General features: G+C 49.4%; 15 protein-coding genes and 1 other RNA gene. 4 read left to right on the top strand and 12 right to left on the bottom strand.

All coding sequences use genetic code 11. The annotated features are described in order from the left end of the window. Positions 1-57 precede the first annotated feature (57 nt). The 4 genes from PP769_RS02820 to ssrA all read right to left on the bottom strand — a co-directional run bounded on the left by PP769_RS02820 (position 58) and on the right by ssrA (position 4,312). Complete coding sequence (locus tag PP769_RS02820) at positions 58-273, bottom strand: hypothetical protein (RefSeq protein ID WP_312644907.1); 216 nt, start codon at positions 271-273, stop codon at positions 58-60. Between the two features lie 1,233 nt (positions 274-1,506). Next, positions 1,507-2,337 carry a TIGR03915 family putative DNA repair protein gene (locus PP769_RS02815; protein WP_312644905.1) on the bottom strand — a complete coding sequence of 277 codons (831 nt, stop codon included), beginning with the start codon at positions 2,335-2,337 and terminating at the stop codon, positions 1,507-1,509. After that, the gene (locus tag PP769_RS02810; protein ID WP_312644903.1) at positions 2,315-3,604 is read right to left on the bottom strand and encodes a putative DNA modification/repair radical SAM protein; all 1,290 of its coding nucleotides are present in this window, start codon (positions 3,602-3,604) and stop codon (positions 2,315-2,317) included. The genes PP769_RS02815 and PP769_RS02810 overlap by 23 nt, the downstream gene beginning before the upstream one ends. 357 nt (positions 3,605-3,961) lie before the next feature. Then, positions 3,962-4,312: a transfer-messenger RNA gene (gene ssrA / locus PP769_RS02805) on the bottom strand. 368 nt (positions 4,313-4,680) lie between these two features. On the opposite strand from ssrA, the gene sugE reads away from it, so the two are divergent. Continuing rightward, on the top strand, positions 4,681-5,001 hold the full coding sequence (gene sugE, locus PP769_RS02800) for a quaternary ammonium compound efflux SMR transporter SugE (protein WP_312644900.1): 321 nt from the start codon (positions 4,681-4,683) through the stop codon (positions 4,999-5,001). Between the two features lie 420 nt (positions 5,002-5,421). Further along, positions 5,422-8,457: a hypothetical protein gene (locus PP769_RS02795; protein ID WP_312644898.1), complete on the top strand. Its 3,036-nt coding sequence runs from the start codon at positions 5,422-5,424 to the stop codon at positions 8,455-8,457. A gap of 278 nt (positions 8,458-8,735) precedes the next feature. Here PP769_RS02795 and PP769_RS02790 read toward each other — a convergent pair whose 3' ends face one another. From PP769_RS02790 to PP769_RS02760, 7 genes are all read right to left on the bottom strand, one after another. Continuing rightward, positions 8,736-10,604, bottom strand: a complete 1,869-nt coding sequence (locus tag PP769_RS02790; RefSeq protein ID WP_312644896.1) for a GTP-binding protein — start codon at positions 10,602-10,604, stop codon at positions 8,736-8,738. Positions 10,605-10,606: 2 nt separating this feature from the next. Next, complete coding sequence (cysD, locus tag PP769_RS02785) at positions 10,607-11,407, bottom strand: sulfate adenylyltransferase subunit CysD (protein WP_312644894.1); 801 nt, start codon at positions 11,405-11,407, stop codon at positions 10,607-10,609. Continuing rightward, a complete protein-coding gene (locus PP769_RS02780) occupies positions 11,404-12,492 on the bottom strand; it encodes an anthranilate phosphoribosyltransferase (protein ID WP_312644892.1) in 1,089 nt (362 codons plus the stop codon). Before PP769_RS02780 ends, cysD begins: the two co-directional genes overlap by 4 nt. A 14-nt stretch (positions 12,493-12,506) precedes the next feature. Beyond that, the gene (locus PP769_RS02775; RefSeq protein WP_312644889.1) at positions 12,507-12,920 is read right to left on the bottom strand and encodes a DsrE/DsrF/DrsH-like family protein; all 414 of its coding nucleotides are present in this window, start codon (positions 12,918-12,920) and stop codon (positions 12,507-12,509) included. A 79-nt stretch (positions 12,921-12,999) separates the two neighbouring features. Further along, positions 13,000-13,716 carry a phosphoadenylyl-sulfate reductase gene (locus tag PP769_RS02770; RefSeq protein ID WP_312644887.1) on the bottom strand — a complete coding sequence of 239 codons (717 nt, stop codon included), beginning with the start codon at positions 13,714-13,716 and terminating at the stop codon, positions 13,000-13,002. 6 nt (positions 13,717-13,722) lie between these two features. Further along, positions 13,723-16,233, bottom strand: coding sequence for a ferredoxin-like domain-containing protein (locus tag PP769_RS02765; protein ID WP_312644885.1), 2,511 nt, complete (start codon positions 16,231-16,233; stop codon positions 13,723-13,725). A 101-nt stretch (positions 16,234-16,334) separates the two neighbouring features. Then, entirely contained in the window at positions 16,335-16,793 is a 459-nt protein-coding gene (locus tag PP769_RS02760; protein WP_312644883.1) for an RrF2 family transcriptional regulator, read from the bottom strand. Positions 16,794-17,091: 298 nt separating this feature from the next. On the opposite strand from PP769_RS02760, the gene PP769_RS02755 reads away from it, so the two are divergent. Together PP769_RS02755 and bcp are read left to right on the top strand one after the other, a co-directional pair. Then, positions 17,092-17,478 (top strand): hypothetical protein, encoded by a 387-nt coding sequence (locus PP769_RS02755; RefSeq protein WP_312644880.1) that lies wholly within the window; start codon positions 17,092-17,094, stop codon positions 17,476-17,478. Positions 17,479-18,085: 607 nt separating this feature from the next. Further along, the gene (bcp, locus tag PP769_RS02750) at positions 18,086-18,760 is read left to right on the top strand and encodes a thioredoxin-dependent thiol peroxidase (RefSeq protein ID WP_312644877.1); all 675 of its coding nucleotides are present in this window, start codon (positions 18,086-18,088) and stop codon (positions 18,758-18,760) included. 39 nt (positions 18,761-18,799) lie between these two features. Here the strand turns inward: bcp and PP769_RS02745 are convergent, their stop codons facing one another. After that, positions 18,800-19,243 carry a VOC family protein gene (locus PP769_RS02745; protein WP_312644875.1) on the bottom strand — a complete coding sequence of 148 codons (444 nt, stop codon included), beginning with the start codon at positions 19,241-19,243 and terminating at the stop codon, positions 18,800-18,802. Between the last annotated feature and the right edge of the window lie 63 nt (positions 19,244-19,306).

The following is a 19,306-nucleotide window of genomic DNA, read 5'->3' as shown; positions in this document are numbered from 1 at the left end:
TGGAAGGTCGTTCTTCAATCAGACTAAAAGAAAATTTATGTAGACCAGGCAAAAAAACTACTTCTCGCCTTTTTCTCCATCCTTTTCATCGTCTTTTTTGTCGTCCATCTTTTTGTCGTCACCTTTATCGCCATGGTCATCCTTATCCCCATCCGCGCCCAAGGGGAAAGTGTTCTGAATGGACGAATTGTCAGCCAAGGACCCGGCGAAGGTCATTCCGCCGAAGGACAAGGCAACAAGTAAGGTCAGTAAAACAGTGAATAATTTAACCATGATTCAGCCCTCCAAAATTAATAAAAGGTTAACCACGCTCTCCCTCGAATCATCTTGGGAGAATAACTCTAACTACCCACAGGACCGCCTAAATGAGCAAAAATCATTCCCCATATTATGTAAAACTCACTCGCCTAACATATTGTTTTTATTGACTAAAAGTAACCGTTCTGCCTGGTGAATTTATGAAGAATTTCTAATAATTTCACCAAAATTAAAATTACGTTCAGAAAATAATAAAAAAATGCACTAAAAAACATTAAAATACAATGGCTTGCGTGAAACTATAATTCCAAAAATTCTTTTGAATGCTCATGCCTCACTACTGTATGGGTTACCCTCCATCGAGTATGGTTTTCACTTCATCTGTTTTCAGATAAAGCCACGGGGAAGGAGCAAAAAATTGAACAAAATACGTCTAAAGGACTAGAGAGAGGGGATCACAAAAAAGGAAAAAACTTTCAGTTGATCTGACTGGTAGCAAAGGTGAGAAAGATGAGAGCCGGGTGCCGGATGTGCAGGACATGGCAACGAAAAAATAGGGGAATGGCTAATGTCGATGGAAGGAGCCCTGAGAAAAACGAATCACGAGTCATCTTTTTCTTTGTTCTTTTAAGAAAAGACCCCAATCATTTTAAACCGGAACAGGTTTCCGGGAAGAAAAGCCTTTGGATTATTAATTGAATTTAATTGTGAATGCTCATTTCCGTACTACTGACAGTTACGACCAAACCTCGCTGTTTATTTTTATTTCTTTGCGTGAGGGTGATGGTGCCTCTTCCATCGATTATTCCCGCGAGATAGCCTGCATCCAGGGGTGACAGTGATTTTACAGCTAGGTAGGTCATGAAATTCCCTGTGCCATTGTAGGAGGTGGGCTGGACAAACAAAGGCTTCTGGATCGTGTGATCCAGAGGCCGATTGGTGGAGGGGACGGGACGGGTGTTCCATGCTTTTCAGTGTGGTCAGACTATGCCTTTCCACGTGGGATGCGTGGTGGCTAGCATCGAATGCGGCTCCGAGTGCCCCATCATCTGACGACTAGCGGGTCTTCTGGATCTCTATTAGGCTGGAGTAGTTGGCCTCTTCCGCATCCCAGGTGCGACGTCTGAAACTTGAACGGCGGCCACAGGAGGAGAAACGTTTTACTCACTTGATCGTGAAAACGGGGGAGGCCGATATGATTGAGTGAAGAAGGTGGTCACACTCCAACGGTTTCCAAAGTCCTACGGCTTACGGTTTCTCTAGCATCTCGCGGGTCCGGGCTTCGGATTTCATCAGCATTTTCTCAATAAGATCCGTTTCTGGCATATTCTTCCAGTATTTTTTCGGCATTTGTGCCAACATTGCGTTCTTCTTCGGACGCGCCGGATTAAAAATACTTGCGTAATATGTCAGCCAATATTTCTCAATATTGTCCTCTCGGGGGTAGACAGACGGATCGGGATTGTCCTCCAACGTGAGACATTTTGTGTCCCAATGCGCGGCACGATAGGGTGTCAAGATTGACCAACGCATATTTTTAAAACGCGTTTTGAAAAAATCAAGTTTCAGCTCAAGTGCATAATGTTCAGGTTCATACCAGGCTATAAAATGCTCGGTGCCATTATGGGTAATTTGACGAAAACGTAGAAAGGCCGTCATTTTATAAGCGTCCCGTTGCACCGCCTTGAAGAGGACGTTCAAACGTAAAAGATCGTTATCGGTTTTGAAATTTAGAAGGTGTTTGTTTTCATTCGCTAAGCGCCAAAGGACGCGATAACAGAGAGAGAATCTTTCCGGGCTCTGATGGCAAAGTGTCATCTCACAAAGCTTTAAAAACGTTTGTGGAACATGCACGGGCCTAGGCGGCCTCTTGGTGAGGAACCGATCAAATGAATCTTTCTCAGTCGCATCGGCTTGTTTTTCGTCACCGGGACGGGTGGCGTTAAACAGATCTACTTGTCGGTCCTGTCCTGTCGTCCACAAAATTTGTTCAGGCGCGATGTCGTGTATCAACGCGTTTCTCGCTGCCTCGCGCCATTCTTGGTATCCTGGAATATTAAGAATGGAAATGTGTTTCATCGTGTGCTGGGTCTGTACCGTAAGAACCAAACAGCTGCATCTGTTGTGGTTTTGTCAAGATCAACCCCAGATTCTCTGCATCCAGAAGATGTATGGCAGGTTTATAATCTGTTACGGTGATAAAGGGTTTAAGCTTGTCCAGCGGCAGACGCATTTTGGTCAAATCCGCCCACGAAATATTGGCGTGAGGTCGGATAGAGAGAATTTTTTCCACTGTTCGCACTCCAAGTCCTGGCACGCGGAGCAAAAGATGTTTATCGGCTCTGTTCAAATCTACGGGAAATATTTGACGATTGTGTAATGCCCAGGCCAGTTTTGGATCATAGGCCAAGTCCAACATTCCATCATGCGTGGTTTGCAAAATTTCATCAACTTTAAACTCGTAAAACCGCAATAGCCAATCGGCCTGATACAGCCGATGCTCCCGGATGAGCGGTGCAGGTTTAACCGGGAGGATTTTCGATGGATCCGGAATAGGCGAAAAGGCGGTATAATACACCCGCCGCAAATTCTGGCCTTTGTAAAGCTTAACGCTGCAGTCAAGAATAGTTTTATCGTTCGATCCGTCCGCTCCGATGATCATTTGCGTTGATTGTCCGGCAGGAGCAAACCGCGGAAGTTTTTTTCCGCTCAGTGTCCTGGAAGATCGATGTTCGGAAATTTTATTTTTTAGTGTATTCATCGCGCCTGTAATCGCCATTAAGTCTTTTTCAGGCGCATATTTATTAAGGCTCGATTGGGTGGGCATTTCAACATTGATGCTCAGACGATCTGCGTATAGCCCGGCTTCTGTCTGAAGCTCCGGTGAAGCATTAGGTATTGTTTTGAGATGAATGTATCCCCTGAACTCATAATCTACGCGCAAAGTTTTGGCAATCCGAACCATGCTTTCCATCGTATAATCGGGCGTATGAATGATGCCGGAGCTTAAAAACAGCCCTTCAATATAATTGCGTTTATAAAAGTTTAAAGTGAGGTCGACAACTTCCTGCACCGAAAAGCGGGCCCGGCGAACGTTGCTGGAAACTCGATTGATGCAATAATGGCAATCATAAATGCAATAATTGGTCATCAAAATCTTTAGTAAGGAAACGCAACGCCCATCGGGTGTAAAGCTGTGACAGATTCCTGAGCCGCCGGTAAGCGAACCAACGCCCTTCTCGCCTTTTTTCGCTTGTCGTTTTCCCGCAGACCCTGAAGCACACGATGCATCATATTTTGCCGCATCGGAGAGAATTTCAAGCTTTGTCAGTAATTTGTCCGTCATACAGAGATTGCGTGTTCTATTTGGATATGTACATGATTACGGAAAATAGGCATATTATTTGAGTTTCGAAATCGAAAGTCGGAAGATGCCTTGTCTGATAATCACAAATTATCATCCCCCTGCAGTCCCAGTCTTGAAGTGTGTGCGGGCATATGCTGATTTCTTCCAAATGCTTAGACAATCCTGAGATTTGATGCAAAGGGTAATGGTTCCCTCACCATCGATGAGCCTCGCGGTATATCTTACCCCATACGCTCATAGGGTTTTTAGGGTTTGATAAACCATTGCAACATGTGCGGCATTGTAAGCCAGGTCTTCAAAAAAAAGGTCCCTGGATCGTATGATCCAGGGACCGATTGGTGGAGGTGAGGGGAATTGAACCCCTGTCCGAGAACATTCAGCGCAACAGCCCTACGTGTGTAGCCGATGATTTGTTATTCGCAGTTGCCCACGCCCACCGACCGGCTTAGAGCACCCGCTAGCCCAGAATGTTCTCGTCCGCCGCCGCTGAGCACCGGCATTGGACCAGCCTGCAGTGTGACGCCCCTTCCTCACCCGCAGGCAAAGAGAGGAGGGACGTCGCGGTCAATTAAGCCGCGAGAGCCAAGTTATCGTTGGCACTTAATGTTTTCCCGAAGGTTTTACGAGACTCCGAGAGCTCGACACGCTCTGTTGACCTCTTGATTCCCGTCGAAGCCAGTCACCCCCTTGTTAACGTTCAACCTTTTCTCCCTGAAAATCAGGGAGTTTCTTTATTATACACTGATTCTCCCTTTAAATTCACAAACATTTTCTTTTGGAAGTTTGTTCTTTTTATAGAATAGCCACAAAAGAAGAAAGATCAACCGACTTTGTGCCAAGGGGGACAAAACCTTCAACTCCGTCCTTATTGTTCTGGTAAACCTGGAGGCCTTTGAAGTCTGAAGCACTCTCAGTTTTCTTTCATTCCAGGCTAAGTTTTTTTAAGTGTTCCCGGCTTCTTCTTTTTGGGATAATCTCTTTCGGTTGTGAATGATTTTTAGAATGGGTGATGACATTCAATGTAAAAGGCAGAGAAGAGGAAGGAGTAGAGGTCTATGGCGTGGACGTTGTTGGTGGTAGCAGGAATTTTTGAGATTATCTGGGCCACGGGATTGAAATATACGGATGGGTTTACCCGGTTATGGCCGAGTATTGGCACCGTGGTGGCCATGGCCGTGAGTATGATGTGCCTGTCGTTGGCTTTCCGGGTAATTCCGATGGGAACCGCTTACACGGTGTGGACGGGTATTGGTGCCGTGGGCACGGTTCTCCTGGGTATTCTCCTATTTGATGAGCCGAAAAATGCGGTCAGATTATTCTGTATTACTCTCATTATTGTGGGCATTGCGGGATTAAAGTTGTCTGATCCTTCCTGATGGAAACGGGTTTGTTTTGAAATTTGAGGTTCTCTAGAAGGATCGCTGTTTAAAAGGAGGCTTGTAGATGTTCATCGACAAACTCACAAAGTGAGCTATCACCTCTACGAGAGAGTATGGAATGACATCAAATACGGCACCATCTGCTGAAACTTGATGAACCTCGAAAGGATTGACGCTGACCGTACCACCATCAAGTTTGCGCCCTCACGCCTACCGTCCTTTTTCAAGCTCCTTGCAGGCATCTATTCGTGACGAATAATGTCCAAAATTGATTGATTCTGTTTGTTTTTTTCGTTATTTTTTGCCGGGGTACGTGTTCGATCAAGTGTTTGAAAATTGCGTCAATCAGTTTTTGATGCCCACGTGCGCGAAAAAAATATACCGATTCACGAGTTCTGTTAGGTAGCGGAGGATAATGTGAAAAATCGTCGGTTGTACCTTTACGTCATGTGTTTCTGCCTTCTGCTGCAGGCATGTACCAGAAGCTCAATTTCGCTGGCGGAATCCAGTACCGATACATCGCAGAGAAAATCTATCATGATCATGTCCCCAATGAATGCCTCGGCGCATACCACGACACCCATTACCATCCAGGTACGCGTGGCACCTCATGCGGTAAAGGCCATGCAGGTATTGCTGGATGGCGTTGACATTACTTCGCGGTTTGGTGAGACCGACCGCGAAGGTGTTCGCCGGGCCGAGGTCGACCGGCCCTTGGTCAATTGGGGCAAAAATCAGATTGTCGTAAAATCAGGAGCGCACCGGGAAAGCAGTCATTTTTTTCTTGATGAGCATCAGAGTGACAGTTCCGCTGCGGCCAATCTGCCGCTGCTGGTCCCCATTAAGACCCGTGTGGTCACCGGCTCAGGCGACAAGGCTACGGATTACCGTATCGCGCTCTACAAGGATCCGGACGATCCCACGGCAGCTACGCTGATACCGGCGTCCGTCCCTAGCGACGGTTCGAATGCCGGTTTCCAGGTCGTCTTTATGAGGCGCTGGGATTTGTCGGTAATATCCAATGTTTCGGTAGTTAATCAGCGGCCTTCCAGTGATGGCCGGTGGCACGATTCACCGCTGTATAAATCAGTAGTCTATACGCCTGAACACTGTCTTTCTGCCGGGTGCATTCTACTTATCCAAAGTCTTGGAACCATTGGCTTTACTCCGTGCTCTAAGGCTTATCGTCATGATTTTCCAAAGGATTGCGAATCCTTTAAAAATATGCTGAATGGGCTAGGTCTTTCCGCGAGACTTGCCTACGCCAACGGGAGTTCAGCGCAAATCGCGTTCTCTTCCGTATCAAATAAAGTACCCTTCGGACCCACGTCCTCGCCACCGTCACCACCCCCAGGTACTTTTTTTGAAAGCTTAACGTGCAGTGGCACCAACTATGGCGGCGGTAGTCCGGCATGTGACAGTCTCGGCTTTCCCAATACGTCCTTCACCGCACCCAAGGGAGCGAGGCCGTCACAACTCGGCAACATCGCCGGCGCTCTGATTGCTGACAACCACCATAATTATACCTTCACACGAAATGACCGACTGATCAGCTTTTCTACCGCAACGGACGCCGATGGGCCCAATGGGCAGACTCATACCATCATCGTGGACGGTATTCCGTATGCCTCGCGTTCATTAAACGGGGCCAAGGGCGGTTTCCATCTCCTGATTTTGAATAGCAAGGATTTAAGCGAGGTCCAAAACCAGACCTATCCCAGCACGAGTGACGCGAGTGAAGTCAATATGCTGTATGACACGATCACCGGTTACAAATCCTATGGCTATCTCTTCTTCGTCGCCGCGTTTGGCGATACGAGTTATTTTTGCCAGCCCGTTACCCACGAGCCCTGTGCGGCGCGTGCCAATTGGTACAAAGCTTCGCAGTTGATCAGAAATCTGGGGGGAACACAGCAGGTCTTCTATCTCGCCAACAACCCCCAGGTCCAGCCATTCCAGTATGACGACTACACCCTGGTCGGGTCGTTTGTTGACGGTGTCGGAGGAGAAAGCACGGACACGGGTCTAGCTCAGGTGGGCGCCGAGATGAGCTCCATCATCGCGCGTGAAACGGAGGCATTTCCGCCTCCAACCGGGGCGGGCCATGGCGCAGATATGGAAGGGTTCCTGCGTATGAACAATCAGGGGTTCTACAGTCCGGCATCGTTCGGACACCGCCTCAACCTGAGCAAGACGACGATCTCGGATATCTTGTCGGCGTCGTTGCTGAATCCTACGCCCTGGCCGTTCCCCGGACCCGATCCGGCGGGATCGAAGGCCGTCTACGATTGGATCAGCCGTCAGCTGTGTTGCGCCGATATTCGCGCAGTCTATGTCAACCTTAACATCTCGCCCGATATCTGGCTGGCGAAACTGCCACAACTGACCTACGACCCCTCGAAAATCCCCAATTCCAGTCCCGCAGATTTCGGGGCTATGGTGCAGCAGCTCACAACCGAGTTTCAATACGTCACGCTGGCGCGCCTCTTCCAAAGCAATATTGTTGGCCTGTACCAAGATCAGCAGGCCAACGTGTCGCTGCTATTGCAAGACGATGGCGACATGGTTTTAGAGAATCTGCAAGTCGGTCTCACCACCCCGGCGCATGCCGCCTCATGGACAGGCATATTGAGTGATGTCTTCGGTATTGGGTCCAGCTTGCTCAATGCGATTCCCGGAGGCGGGATTGTGGCGGCCGGCACCGAGGTCGCGCTGACCGTCGGCACCGCAATTGCCAATCAAGCCGCGTCTCATACCAATTCGCCGGCCGGCACGCCCCTGCAGGCACAGGAGAACCAGGAAATAGCGGCTGGGGATTTGGCGAATCAATTGGCGGATCAATTCTCGGCCACCCTGGTCTCTCTTGGAGGTGAATTCGATCGCCTCGTGACCGACTGGGGACGGCTCAAGACCCTGGCCGCGCCACTGCTTGCCGGCCAGATTCCATGGGACGACAATGTCACCGGGTTGCTTTTGGAAGGCTATGATCGGGCGGTCCAGCGCGAACTGTACGCGAAGCTCCTCCCCACCAACTTCGTTGTTCAACACCTTCCGTACACGGGCCATGACAGGGTGGTGAAAAATACGGCCTATGATCATGGTGACGAGATCTGCGAGTGGGAAACTTACGCCAAAAATAACGCGGTGCTCTACTACCCGAACGGCCGCATCAACGATGACCGCCATGATAGTGATGCCGGTAAATACCCCTGGAACTACCAATGGGGCATCTGGGCGTTAACGCTTGCCAAGTATCAAAGTGATCCATGTCCCGGCCACGATCAGAATTATAAAACCACCTATCACTATCCTGGCACGTTTGGCATCTTCCATCCGCTGGATCCCAGCAATCCTGATGCCTTGGGTGCCTATCGCTACTGGTTCTACACGCGCGGCAGCTTCCAAATTATTGAACAGAATGATAATAGGCCGTGCTATGATACAGGTTGCTGATTCGCACTTGTCATCATGACTTGAAGCCTTCACAACCCGTTGCACACTTGCATGTGCTCATTGGGCCGAAATAATAATGGCAATTCCTCGTCTTTCACACTCGTGATATCTGAGTTTTCAGTCAGACGGTGCCTACAAAGGAAGAAAACGGATGGATTCTTGTCTTACCAAAAGGATACGTCTGGATACACGGGCGAGTTTCGCCCCTGAGCAACCGTGGGTCCCACGAGTGGAAATGATTTTTTCAGTCAGATCCTTATGCGAACTGACTGATTGACTTAAATGGAGTACTGGAAGTCGGCACGGCCCCTGGGAGGTTCAGTGAGGATCTCCCTGGATTTGAGCAAGTCAATGATTTGGTGGGTGCAGTCGTCGAAATTTTCCGGCCCAGCGAAAATCAGATCGGTATCCGGTTGAGGCCCTTGTAAATCTTTGGCCATGTGGATGGTGATGACCGGGATCGGGTTCACCAACGTTTGCACGGTTTGCACGATGTGTTTCATCGGTTCTTTGAGGGCATTGGTTGTGGAAATCACCAGTGAGCCTGTATCGGTCAGCAAACGCACAACTTCGCCAAACCGTCGGATGATTTCATCTGGTTTTGTGTCAACGAGATCAGCATCAAGTCCGCGTTGCAGATTCTCCGGCGCGAGAAGATAGGCATGCCGGCCTTCCGCGACGAGCACGGTTTCCAGTTTCCGAGCCAGAAATCCTTTCGCGGTCACATCGGGCCCGGTAAGTAAGACTACAGCCGCTCGATGTCCATAGTATTGGGCCCGGTCTTCGGCTCCCACATCTCCCTTGACCCATGCGGAATCCCGTTCGCGTGCCTCCGTTCGAAAATCTTCCTGGTCATCTTGGACCAGTTCCGTGATGATTCCCCCTCCTGCCACATCGTACTCATCCACCAACACAAAGCGGCCGGTAGTCTCGAACTGCGCATAGAGATCAAAAGCGATGGGAGATTTGGTCCGAAGCGTGATATCGGCCACTTCATTCCGTTTCACGGTGGTTTGCGTCTGTCGGTCGTCTAAGTTGGTGGCGTCCACAATGCGATGAATGGTGGCCACTTCGCAGGAGACTTCTCTGGTGGCCAGTCGTAGGACATACGGCCGACGGGTTTCTAAGGGTCGCCCTCCTAACCAGAACAAGTTGGCACGAATTCGGGTAGAGACCAACGGCCTGGCATTATCGTGTGTCGCAATTTCCCCTCGCTCTACAAAAATTTGTTCATCCAGGGTAATGCCGACGGATTGGCCGGCTTCGGCTTGAGTTGGCGGTGGATCGATATTAAACGCTTCAATTGTTTCGATATTGGCCGACTTGTTGGAGGGGGAAAAGACCAGCCGGTCCCCAATCTTGAGTTTTCCTGCCGTGATCCGGCCAACTAAAATCCGGCGGGCGTCGAACTTATACACATCCTGGATGGGAAGACGAAGCGTTTGTTCGGCACGCTTGGATTCCAGATGAAAATGTGCCAGGGAATCCAATACGGATGGTCCGGTGTACCACGGGGTTTCCGGGCTTGATTTGATGATGTTGATGCCCTGTTTGGCGCTCGCGGGGATGACGTATTGGGGAATGACGTTCAATTGGGTGAGAAATTCCCGGTATTCTTTTTCGATGGCGTGGAAGGTGTCTTCCCGGTAATTGACCAGATCCATTTTATTGACCACCACGGTCACCTGTTTGACTCCTAACATGGAGAGCAACAGCCCATGGCGTTTTGATTGGTCGCGCACCCCTTCCAGGGCATCGATGACCAGGAGCGCCGCTTCGGCGCGAGCGGCACCTGACACCATGTTTTTCAAGAATTCCTTATGTCCCGGTGCGTCAATAATAATGTATTGTCGTCCGCCCCAGGAGAAAAAGGTACGGGCGGTGTCGATGGTGATCCCCTGTTGTTGCTCTTCTAAAAACGCATCAAAAAGAAAGGCGTATTCAAATTCTTTGCCTTGTTGCTTGCAAATGGCCTGGATTTTTTCAATCTTGCCGGTTGGTAAGGTTCCGGTGTCGGCATACAGACGACCCAATAATGTGGATTTGCCGTGGTCGACGTGACCCACGATCACGATATTCATTCTCTCCTGGATGGAATTGTCCTGGGGAGTGTCGTGAGATTGGCCTTTGGCTGGTGTGACCGTCATATTCACATGTACCCATCTTTACGTAATTGTTCCATCCCTCGTCCTTCGTCTTGTGCGCGTCCTGCCCGTTCCGCCACCTTGGTGTTGCGTAATTCAATGATAACTTCATCCACATTTTTCGAGGTGGAATCAATTGGTGTCGTACAGGGGGCGCATCCCAGACTGCGATAGCGTTTGCCGGTGCCTTGATCCAGGTAGAGATTATCCAGAAAGGGAATATTTTCTAATTTGATGTACTCCCAAATATTGATCTCTGTCCAATCCAAAAGTGGATGGATCCGGATATGGGTGCCCGGAGGAAACGAAAGTTTATATTGATCCCAAAGTTCGGGGGGCTGATCGCGGAAATCCCATTCATTGTTTTTGTCCCGCGGGGAGAAATACCGTTCCTTCGCCCTGGTACTATCCTCGTCCGATCGCACACCCAAAATGACCCCTGTGTAGCCCTTTTCCTCCAGCAGTTGTTTTAACCCTAGGGTTTTTAAGGCGGTGCAACATTCCACTCGTCCCCTTGTGTGGTTCATCCCTTCGGCCAGGGCTTTTTTGTTTTGGCCCACGATCAGATTTAATCGCCATTCGCGTGCGAGGCGATCCCGATATTCAATCATTTCAGGAATTTTATAGCTGGTGTCGACATGGAGTAACGGAAAGGGAACATGGCCAAAAAATGCTTTTCTGGCCAGCCACAACAACACCGTAGAATCTTTGCCCATGGACCACAGCATGGCCAGGTTGTCAAAGTTTTTGTAGGCCTCACGCAGGATATAGACGCTTTGATCTTCTAACTGGCGGATATGCTTCATGCGGGCACCACCGCCGGTGAAGGGGGGACAACGAATGTGGACTGTGGAGGGCGCCCTTGGGCCAAGGCGGTAAGAAACGCTCCGGCCTTTCCGGAATCCAGTGTATCCTGGGCAAGCGGTGTGGCTTGTGCGAGAGAGGAGGCCAACCCTGCGGCATACATCAGTAAGGCTGCATTCATGATCACCCAGTTCCGTCGGTCGCCTTTCTGGCGATCGACGAGTAATTGCGTGATCAATTGGGCTTCATGTTGGGGGTTCCCGGATCCCGGCCCATTGATGGTGGAACTCATGGCTTGAAATGGTCCGGATCGGAACCCGGCATCATCGGGACGAAAGACCAACGATGAAATATGCCCGCTTCGTAATTCGCGCGCTAAGGAGGGAGTGGAAAGGGACAGTTCGGGAAATCCTTCGACTCCTTGAATTATCAATGCCCGTTTCGCGCCCAGCATGTCCAAAGCTTCCACCATTTTATCCAGGTATGGAGGATGGGAAATTCCGATGACTTGTGAGCCGACCCTGGCAGGGTTCAGGAGTCTGGACACCTGATGGGACAAATTTTGCAATCCGAACGACTGACGCAGGTCCAGTAATTTGGTTAATGGTGCATGATATCCGGCTAAATCCATATACACCCAGGGCGATTGAGCGCCATGTTCAATTGCTTCAGCCGCAGTATTGGCGATAGGAAGCTGTAAGTGACGGAGGACTTGAGGGAGATCGTAAAGGAGGTCGGGGTTTTCTACGCCATGCATGAAGAGACCTGCGCCGGCTGCAGCCGCGACAAGACTTGCGGCGAGGACCACATGGATGGTGTTGTGTTTTTCTCCATAGAGTGGAAGGTCCACAATGTTTTCGGCATGCGGGAGTGGAATCGGTGGCGCCCACCTGCGGACCGTGGTGGTGAAGGCGGCGAGTTCGCTGATGGATTCGGTTTTGATACGCATGGCCATCAAAAACGCTCCCACCTGAACGTCAGTGGCTTGCCCTTCAATAATGGCGTTCAGAGCAAGCTTGGCCTCATCCCAGGTCAAATCCTTGGCCCCCTTTAGCCCTTTTCCAATTTTTGCAATTAGATGATCCATGCCATGATTCCGGGTTAAAAGGTCAAAACCTGGTCAGCGGGAAGAACAGCTTCTTTCCAGAAAGCCTCGGCGGTTTGCACTTCATCTAATTCCGGAATGAGCTCTTCGACTTTCACCCCGAAATATTTCAGAGAATCCGTACACACCGCAAATTTGACGTTTCCTTTTTCTTTAGAGGTTTGCATGAGTTTCGAGAGGTCCGCTTTATCTTCCTTTTTCAAGAGTTCACGAACAAAGCCTTCTCGCCCTTTAAACTCCGAGGACATGGTGAGTTCTTTGATCTTGGTTTTGGTCATTCGACCTGCGGCTTCGTCTCGAAAATAGCCACTCACCTCGATGCCACTGGCCGCTGCAAAGGCGATCCACTCACAGGCTTGGAAAAGGTTGTTCCATCCCCCTCTGGTAATAATGACGGCAATTTTTTTCACTGGCGCTCTCCAATAGCTACTTGATTGAGGAAAATAAAAGTCAAATCATGAATGACGATATGTGTCTGTGGCTCGATTATCATCGATGAAGCCCACATTCGGTTTTTCCCGAACTTTTCCATCGTCCGGAGCGTGGGTCTTCTCCTGGCATGACAGGTGCGGTGCAATGGGTACATCCAATGCTGGGATAGTGTTGATCATGCAATGCATTATAGGGAACGGCATTCGTGCGAATGTATTCCCAGACCTGTTCCCATGACCAGGCGGCTAAGGGGTTAAATTTCACAAGGCCAAACTTTGTATCCCAGTCCACAATACCGGCATTGGCACGCGTGGGTGATTGATCACGCCGAATCCCCGTTATCCACGCTGCATACTTTGCCAGGATGCGCGTGAGAGGCTCAACCTTTCGCAGTGAGCAACAGTGATCGGGATCCCGCAGCCATAAGGCTTCCCCAAACTCTGCGGCTTGTTCGGAAGGACTGAGCGTAGATTTGACCTGAATAATCTGATCATCCTTTAGCTGATAGTGTTGAATCATCCGATCCCGAACGGCATGGGTTTCAGGAAATAAAAAATCGGTATCCAAATAAAAGAGTGTGCTGCCTGGATTTGAGCGGAACATCATATCGGCTAGAACAACATCCTCGGCCCCAAAACTACAGGCCAGAATAATCGTTCCCCCATATTCCGCAATCGCGGTCTCGACAATCTTCCGAGGAGTTTGGCCCTCCATGGATCGATTGACCGCGATGAGTTCTTCTGGAGTTGGGTTGGTACTGAGGAAATGAGCCATGGGGTTTTACGATTCCACTTTCTCCACTACCACTCGGAAATGCTGCTCTTCAGGGTCTATGGGCTCCTGTTTGAGCACATTGTGTCCATCGTTTCGAAGACTTACTGGGACGTTGCGAATCGGATCGCCGCCGTCCAACCATACTTCCAACTGTTCACCGTGGTCCATCATTTCTAATTTTAACTTGGTTTTCACGTAATTCATGGGACAGGCCACGCCCCGCAGGTCGTAGACGGGCACGCCTGATGGGGAGGGTTCCTTGTCAGGTGACGTAGGTACCGTCCTGGTTGATTCAGTTGATTTATGTCCCAATTCAGCAGGAGCCAACTTGAGGTCCTGGCCGATTTGGTCCGAAACGGTCCGGCAGAGATCCACGAAACCTTTTGTGAATGCGATTTTCCCTTGCGTCAGATCAGCCGAGGCGTCTTTGTTCCCCAGATCTCCCACTGTCAGGGCCAGATTGTGGTATTCCGCCGGCATGAGCCCTTTGGCCACAATCAACTTGTCAAATTCCGCTAAGGTGTCGGCATCCGTATTCGGATCAATCCCTTCTGTGACAAGGATGGCTTTTGCTCCTGCCACCACCGCTCGATAGGCTTTGTTAATGGCAAACGCGTATTGGTGCTTTTCAGCCAACAGACGCGCTTGATACAGTTCCTGTTCCGCTTCAAGGATCCGATTGTCGATCATCTCCAACGCGCCGCCGGCGCATTCGCCGGGTCCGAGGTCCTCAACCGAAAATTCCTCATCGCCTTCCCAGTCAATATAGAATTGTGGATCCTCTTGATATGTGGGAAGAATGGTGTAGGGGATTAGTTCATCTTTTAGTTGGATTTTTCCGGTGCGATCAATGAACGCCAGGAGGGACTCCCCATTTTTTCTATCCCGGCGATAGAGATCCAGCAGATGCTGGACGGCAGCGGGGACGTTTTTCGCAGGGACCTTCACAATGAGTTGGGCAATTTTGGCAGTGCCGTTGACCCGTCCCCCAAGGTGCAATTCATACACTGGCGCCACATGGTCTCCAATGCGTTTGCCGACTCCATGCAATCCGATTGTGGCGATATGATGTTGAGCGCAGGAATTGTGGCAGCCACTGATTTTCACGTTCACCCCTTCCAGGTCCTCTGCGATCTTTCCGGCAGGGAACACTTCTGCCAGCGCTCGAGCCAGTCCCTTAGAAGAGGTGATTCCCAGTCCGCAGGTGTCGGTCCCTGGGCAGGAGACGATATCTGCGACGCCTTCGGCTCCAGGGTCGCCCAACCCATGAGCGACTAGTTCGTCATAGAAGTGCCGGAGACGCAGTTCGGGAAGCCATCGCACCATGATGTTCTGATTGATGGTGGTACGAAGGTTTCCGTTGGCCCACCGTTCGGCGAGATCGGCCAGTCCAAACATTTGCTCAGACGTGATATCACCGGAGGGAAGTCTCACCACCGCTGTTCTATAGCCTGACTGGCGTTGCGTAATCACATTGGTTGCACACCAATGATCGAACGCCTCTTGAGATGAGGGATCTTCATGTTGTGCTGAGCTATGAGGGTGGCTGTTTCCATTGCCTGAGGTGGAAGTGCCGTTCCCGGATTTCGTCGGCATCACCAAGGGAGGATCATCAGGATACGGGGTCGTTTTCAATCCAAGTTTGGTGGCGCCGGATTGCAACATGGCATCGTAGGTCTCTTTCCATCGTTGAGAAAATTCATCAAACCCCAATTTGTCAATGACAAATTTCATCCGGGCTTTGCTTCGATTTTTTCGGTTGCCTAAATTATCAAATACCTTGAGCATGGCTTCGATGGCGGGAATCAATTCTTCCATGGGAACGAATTCATGAAGCACTTTGGCGAGACGCGGAGTGGACCCCAATCCGCCTCCAACGACCATTTTGAACCCCGGAACCCCTTCAGTATTGCGGGCAGCCAGAAGCCCGACATCGTGGATGGGGGTGAGGGCACAGTCCTGCTTACAGCCGGAAAACGCAATCTTAAATTTGCGAGGGAGACTTTGGTTGAGAGGATTCCGTAATAAATGATAAGCCACGGTTTTCGCGTAGGGTGTCACGTCAAACACCTCGCCGGGGCACACTCCTGCCAACGCACAGGCTGTGACATTCCGGACGGTATTGGCGCAGGCTTCCCGAGTGGTGAGTCCAACTTCCGCCAGTTTTCGCATGATAGTGCCAACATGGCGGAGGGGAACAAAGTGCAGTTGAATATCCTGCCGCGTCGTGACATGTCCCACGCCGGTCGCAAAGGTATCTGCAATGTCTGCCACTTGGCGTAGTTGATTGGCGTTCAGACCACCAAAGGGAATCTTGATCCGGACCATTTGGACATCGGCCTGGCGTTGACCATAAATACCGTATTGGAGTCGAAACGGTTTGAACACGTCGGCTGGAGTGTCCCCGGATTGCAGGCGATTGACCTCATCTTCGAAAGTTTCTATTTCTTCAAGAATCTCCTGGGGTATCGGAACCGTGTGAATAGGAGGGTGGCTGGTGACCGGTGAGGTGCTCATGATAATTCTCCAAATCCCGAATAGAGGGGTAAATTTCTAGGGTTGGCTTAAAAATGCCCTAATTTCTGTTTGACCCTGGAATGGTCCATCCTTTGCCAAAGCTAAATATGATACATCAGGCAGCGCTGGGTTTCGAGCGTTTGATATTGTTCGACCAATTTTTGTAAGGAAATGCCCCGCAGAACTGCCTGCTCCGCCTCTTGAACCTGTTGCCAAATATTTGAAAGTAAGACGTTCGGAACCTGTCGGCTTTCCGAATGACCGTTGGTGTGCCCATGTTGGAGCAATGGTTCTGTCGCCCACCCATTCATTGAATTGACTAAATCCGCAAGGGAAATCTGACTGGGGTGTTGTGCCAGGGTATACCCTCCTTGTGCTCCTCGAAGGCTCCTAATAATCCCGGCTTGTTTCAAGTGCTGAAGGATTTGTTCAATAAAGCGAGAGGGTATCCCCTGTCGCTGAGCGATGATTTTGGCTTGAAGCGGTATGGATCTGTCCTGCTTTGCTAGCTCGATTGTGGCCATAATTCCATAGGTGACTTTGATAGGAAACTTGTTCATGTCTTAATTCATACTAAAACGATAGGAATAATGTGCAATATAAAATTTGCAGAAAACATTTGTCAAGAAATATGAGTCGTACTTTTACTCAAAAAAAGATGTGCCGAGCAAAAAAGGGTGCCAAAACCATTGCCTCCTGAAGAGATTTATTAGCAGGGAGCCAATGATTTAAACAAAAAATTGAATAACAATCGTAGGGCTACTAAATATTGGGGAAAAATAGGCCGATACCATGACTGGGGAAAGCCTCAAATAATGTCACCGGTTGCAAAGTTTGTGAGCTGTGAGGATCAATGAGATGAAAGACCTTGCTGATCTGCTTGAAGAAGTCCATACCATCGTTCAGTCTATCCGGGAAGAGAAGATGATGCTTGAAGATCGGCTGAAAATGTTGGAGAACGACTTATCGACCATGGAAAAAACGAAAAAGTCCATTGCTTGTGATCTACAGGAAACGAAGGAAAGACTCGGACGGGAATTACAAGCTACCAAGGAAAAATTGGATCAGGTGCATCCGGCCATACAAAGTTTGCAAAATGAGCTGCAGAATGTCGAAGTACAGAATAATCTTCTGGTTATGGATCTCAAACAGAAAGACGAAGAAATACAAGCATTAGAATTGCGCCTTCGTGAATACACTTCCTTGACTTCTTCATCTTTCCTAGCTGACAAGCCTATCCGCTAAGCTCGGGGAATGCCTTTCAACTCAAATCCTTCGACTGTGGAGAAATGTCTTAAAACCCCGATCGAGCGTTAATTCCTTCCTGAGTCGAATTGATAACCCCAGTCAGCATTTTTCTTCCTGGTATGATGGCGCCTTTATAAGGACCAAGAAGGGGAGAATCCCTCCACTTTGCCAATGCCAGATATGGACAGGTGAACGATATGTAGGAACACACGTAGGGTTGAAATTCCAGGTCTGAGCATTCGTTTGGGCATTGTGGTGTGAGCCAGATGGGAAATGCATGTGGTGGTTAGGCCACTCAGAATGTGTTCTGGCGTTGCTCATCAGAATTAAGCGTCTGAAGAGATCAAATGAGGTGGCGATACAAAGGATGGTCTGCCAAAAGAATTCGAGGGCATCAATGCTATACGCGATTCGTTCCTTCCCAAGAATGGGGGCCATGTGGCCCGCTTCCTTGAAAAAAAGGGAGGAATGAACCCTCTTCTTCATTGTACAATGGGCCATCTTTAGGGAGATGAGAAGTTTCCTGTATTGAGTCAGGGTACTTTCATTCAGCAAACGAGTTATCACGGCACGTTTTACCCACTTGCCATGAGAGGAGGATCCTATGGCATCCAAAGAAAAAAAAACCCAGCCTAAGAAGAAGGGACCATTACAATTAAAAACAAAGGTAGCTGCAAAAAAGAAAGCAGCACCAAAGCGTTCCTCATCAAAGAGTCAGGGCCTGGCTTCAGGGTCTCGAAACCCCTCAACGAAAATCAAAACGGCATCTACCCCTAAAACGAAAAAACCGGCTCAACAGAGTCCACGCACAGCGGGGACGGCTGAGTTGCAGGTTGGGGATCCTGCTCCTGCTTTTTCTCTTCCCGATGATACGGGACGCATCGTGAATTCATCGGAGCTTCGAGGGAAAAAAGTAGTTGTGTACTTCTACCCGAAAGATGACACGCCCGGCTGTACGACAGAAGCCTGCTGCTTTCGGGATGGTATTCAGGAATTGAGAAAGAGCGGAGCGGTCGTGTTCGGAGTGAGTGCGGATTCGGTCTCCTCTCACCGGAAGTTTTCCGATAAGTTTCAACTCAATTTTCCCTTGTTAAGTGATGAGTCTAAGGCCATGATTCAGGCCTATGGAGTTTGGAAAGAAAAGTCAATGTATGGTCGGAAATATATGGGGATTGAACGAACAACAGTGGTGATTAATGAGGATGGGACCATAAGGAGTATATTTCCCAAGGTCAAAGTGAACGGGCATTTTACGGAAGTGCTTCAAGCCCTCAGATAGCGTTGCCCTGACAAATGATGACAGGTGAGGGAAAACCTCCTACCCATTCCGTTCATGGGCGTCGCCAATTTGAGAAAAAGTCTCCTCCCCGAAGATGGCATTCGCATTGAGGTAATATTTGAATTCAAGCAGATTATGCGACGGATCTTCCAGGAAAAACGTTAAGTGTTCGAGAGGAGTCCCAGGAAAACGTCGACTGGGCTCCCGAAAAAATATGAGGCTATTCGTTTGGGCCCGATTTCGAAGTTCATTCCATTCCTCTTCTGTCCGGCAGATTAACCCGAAATGTCGGGGGTAGATGCTTGTTTGTTGGGGGCCAAGGTCCTTGGTCACATGGCCCACAATTTGGTGGCCATGGAAATTTAATGTGATGGCGACGGAAGACTGGCGGCCCGAGCCGCATCCCAGTCCTTGAACATAAAATTCTTTCGTGGATTCGATATCCTTAACCGGAATGGAGAGATGAAAGGTGGAAGAGGACATAAAAACACTCCTTCAGGAATTATCGCATGTTTGGATGATCAATGAAAATATGGTGCGATTTGG

It is taken from the genome of Candidatus Nitrospira allomarina, from assembly GCF_032050975.1.
GTDB lineage: Bacteria > Nitrospirota > Nitrospiria > Nitrospirales > UBA8639 > Nitrospira_E > Nitrospira_E allomarina.
The sequence above is the reverse complement of the archived record's forward strand: the minus strand, read 5'-3'. Positions and strand labels throughout refer to the sequence as shown.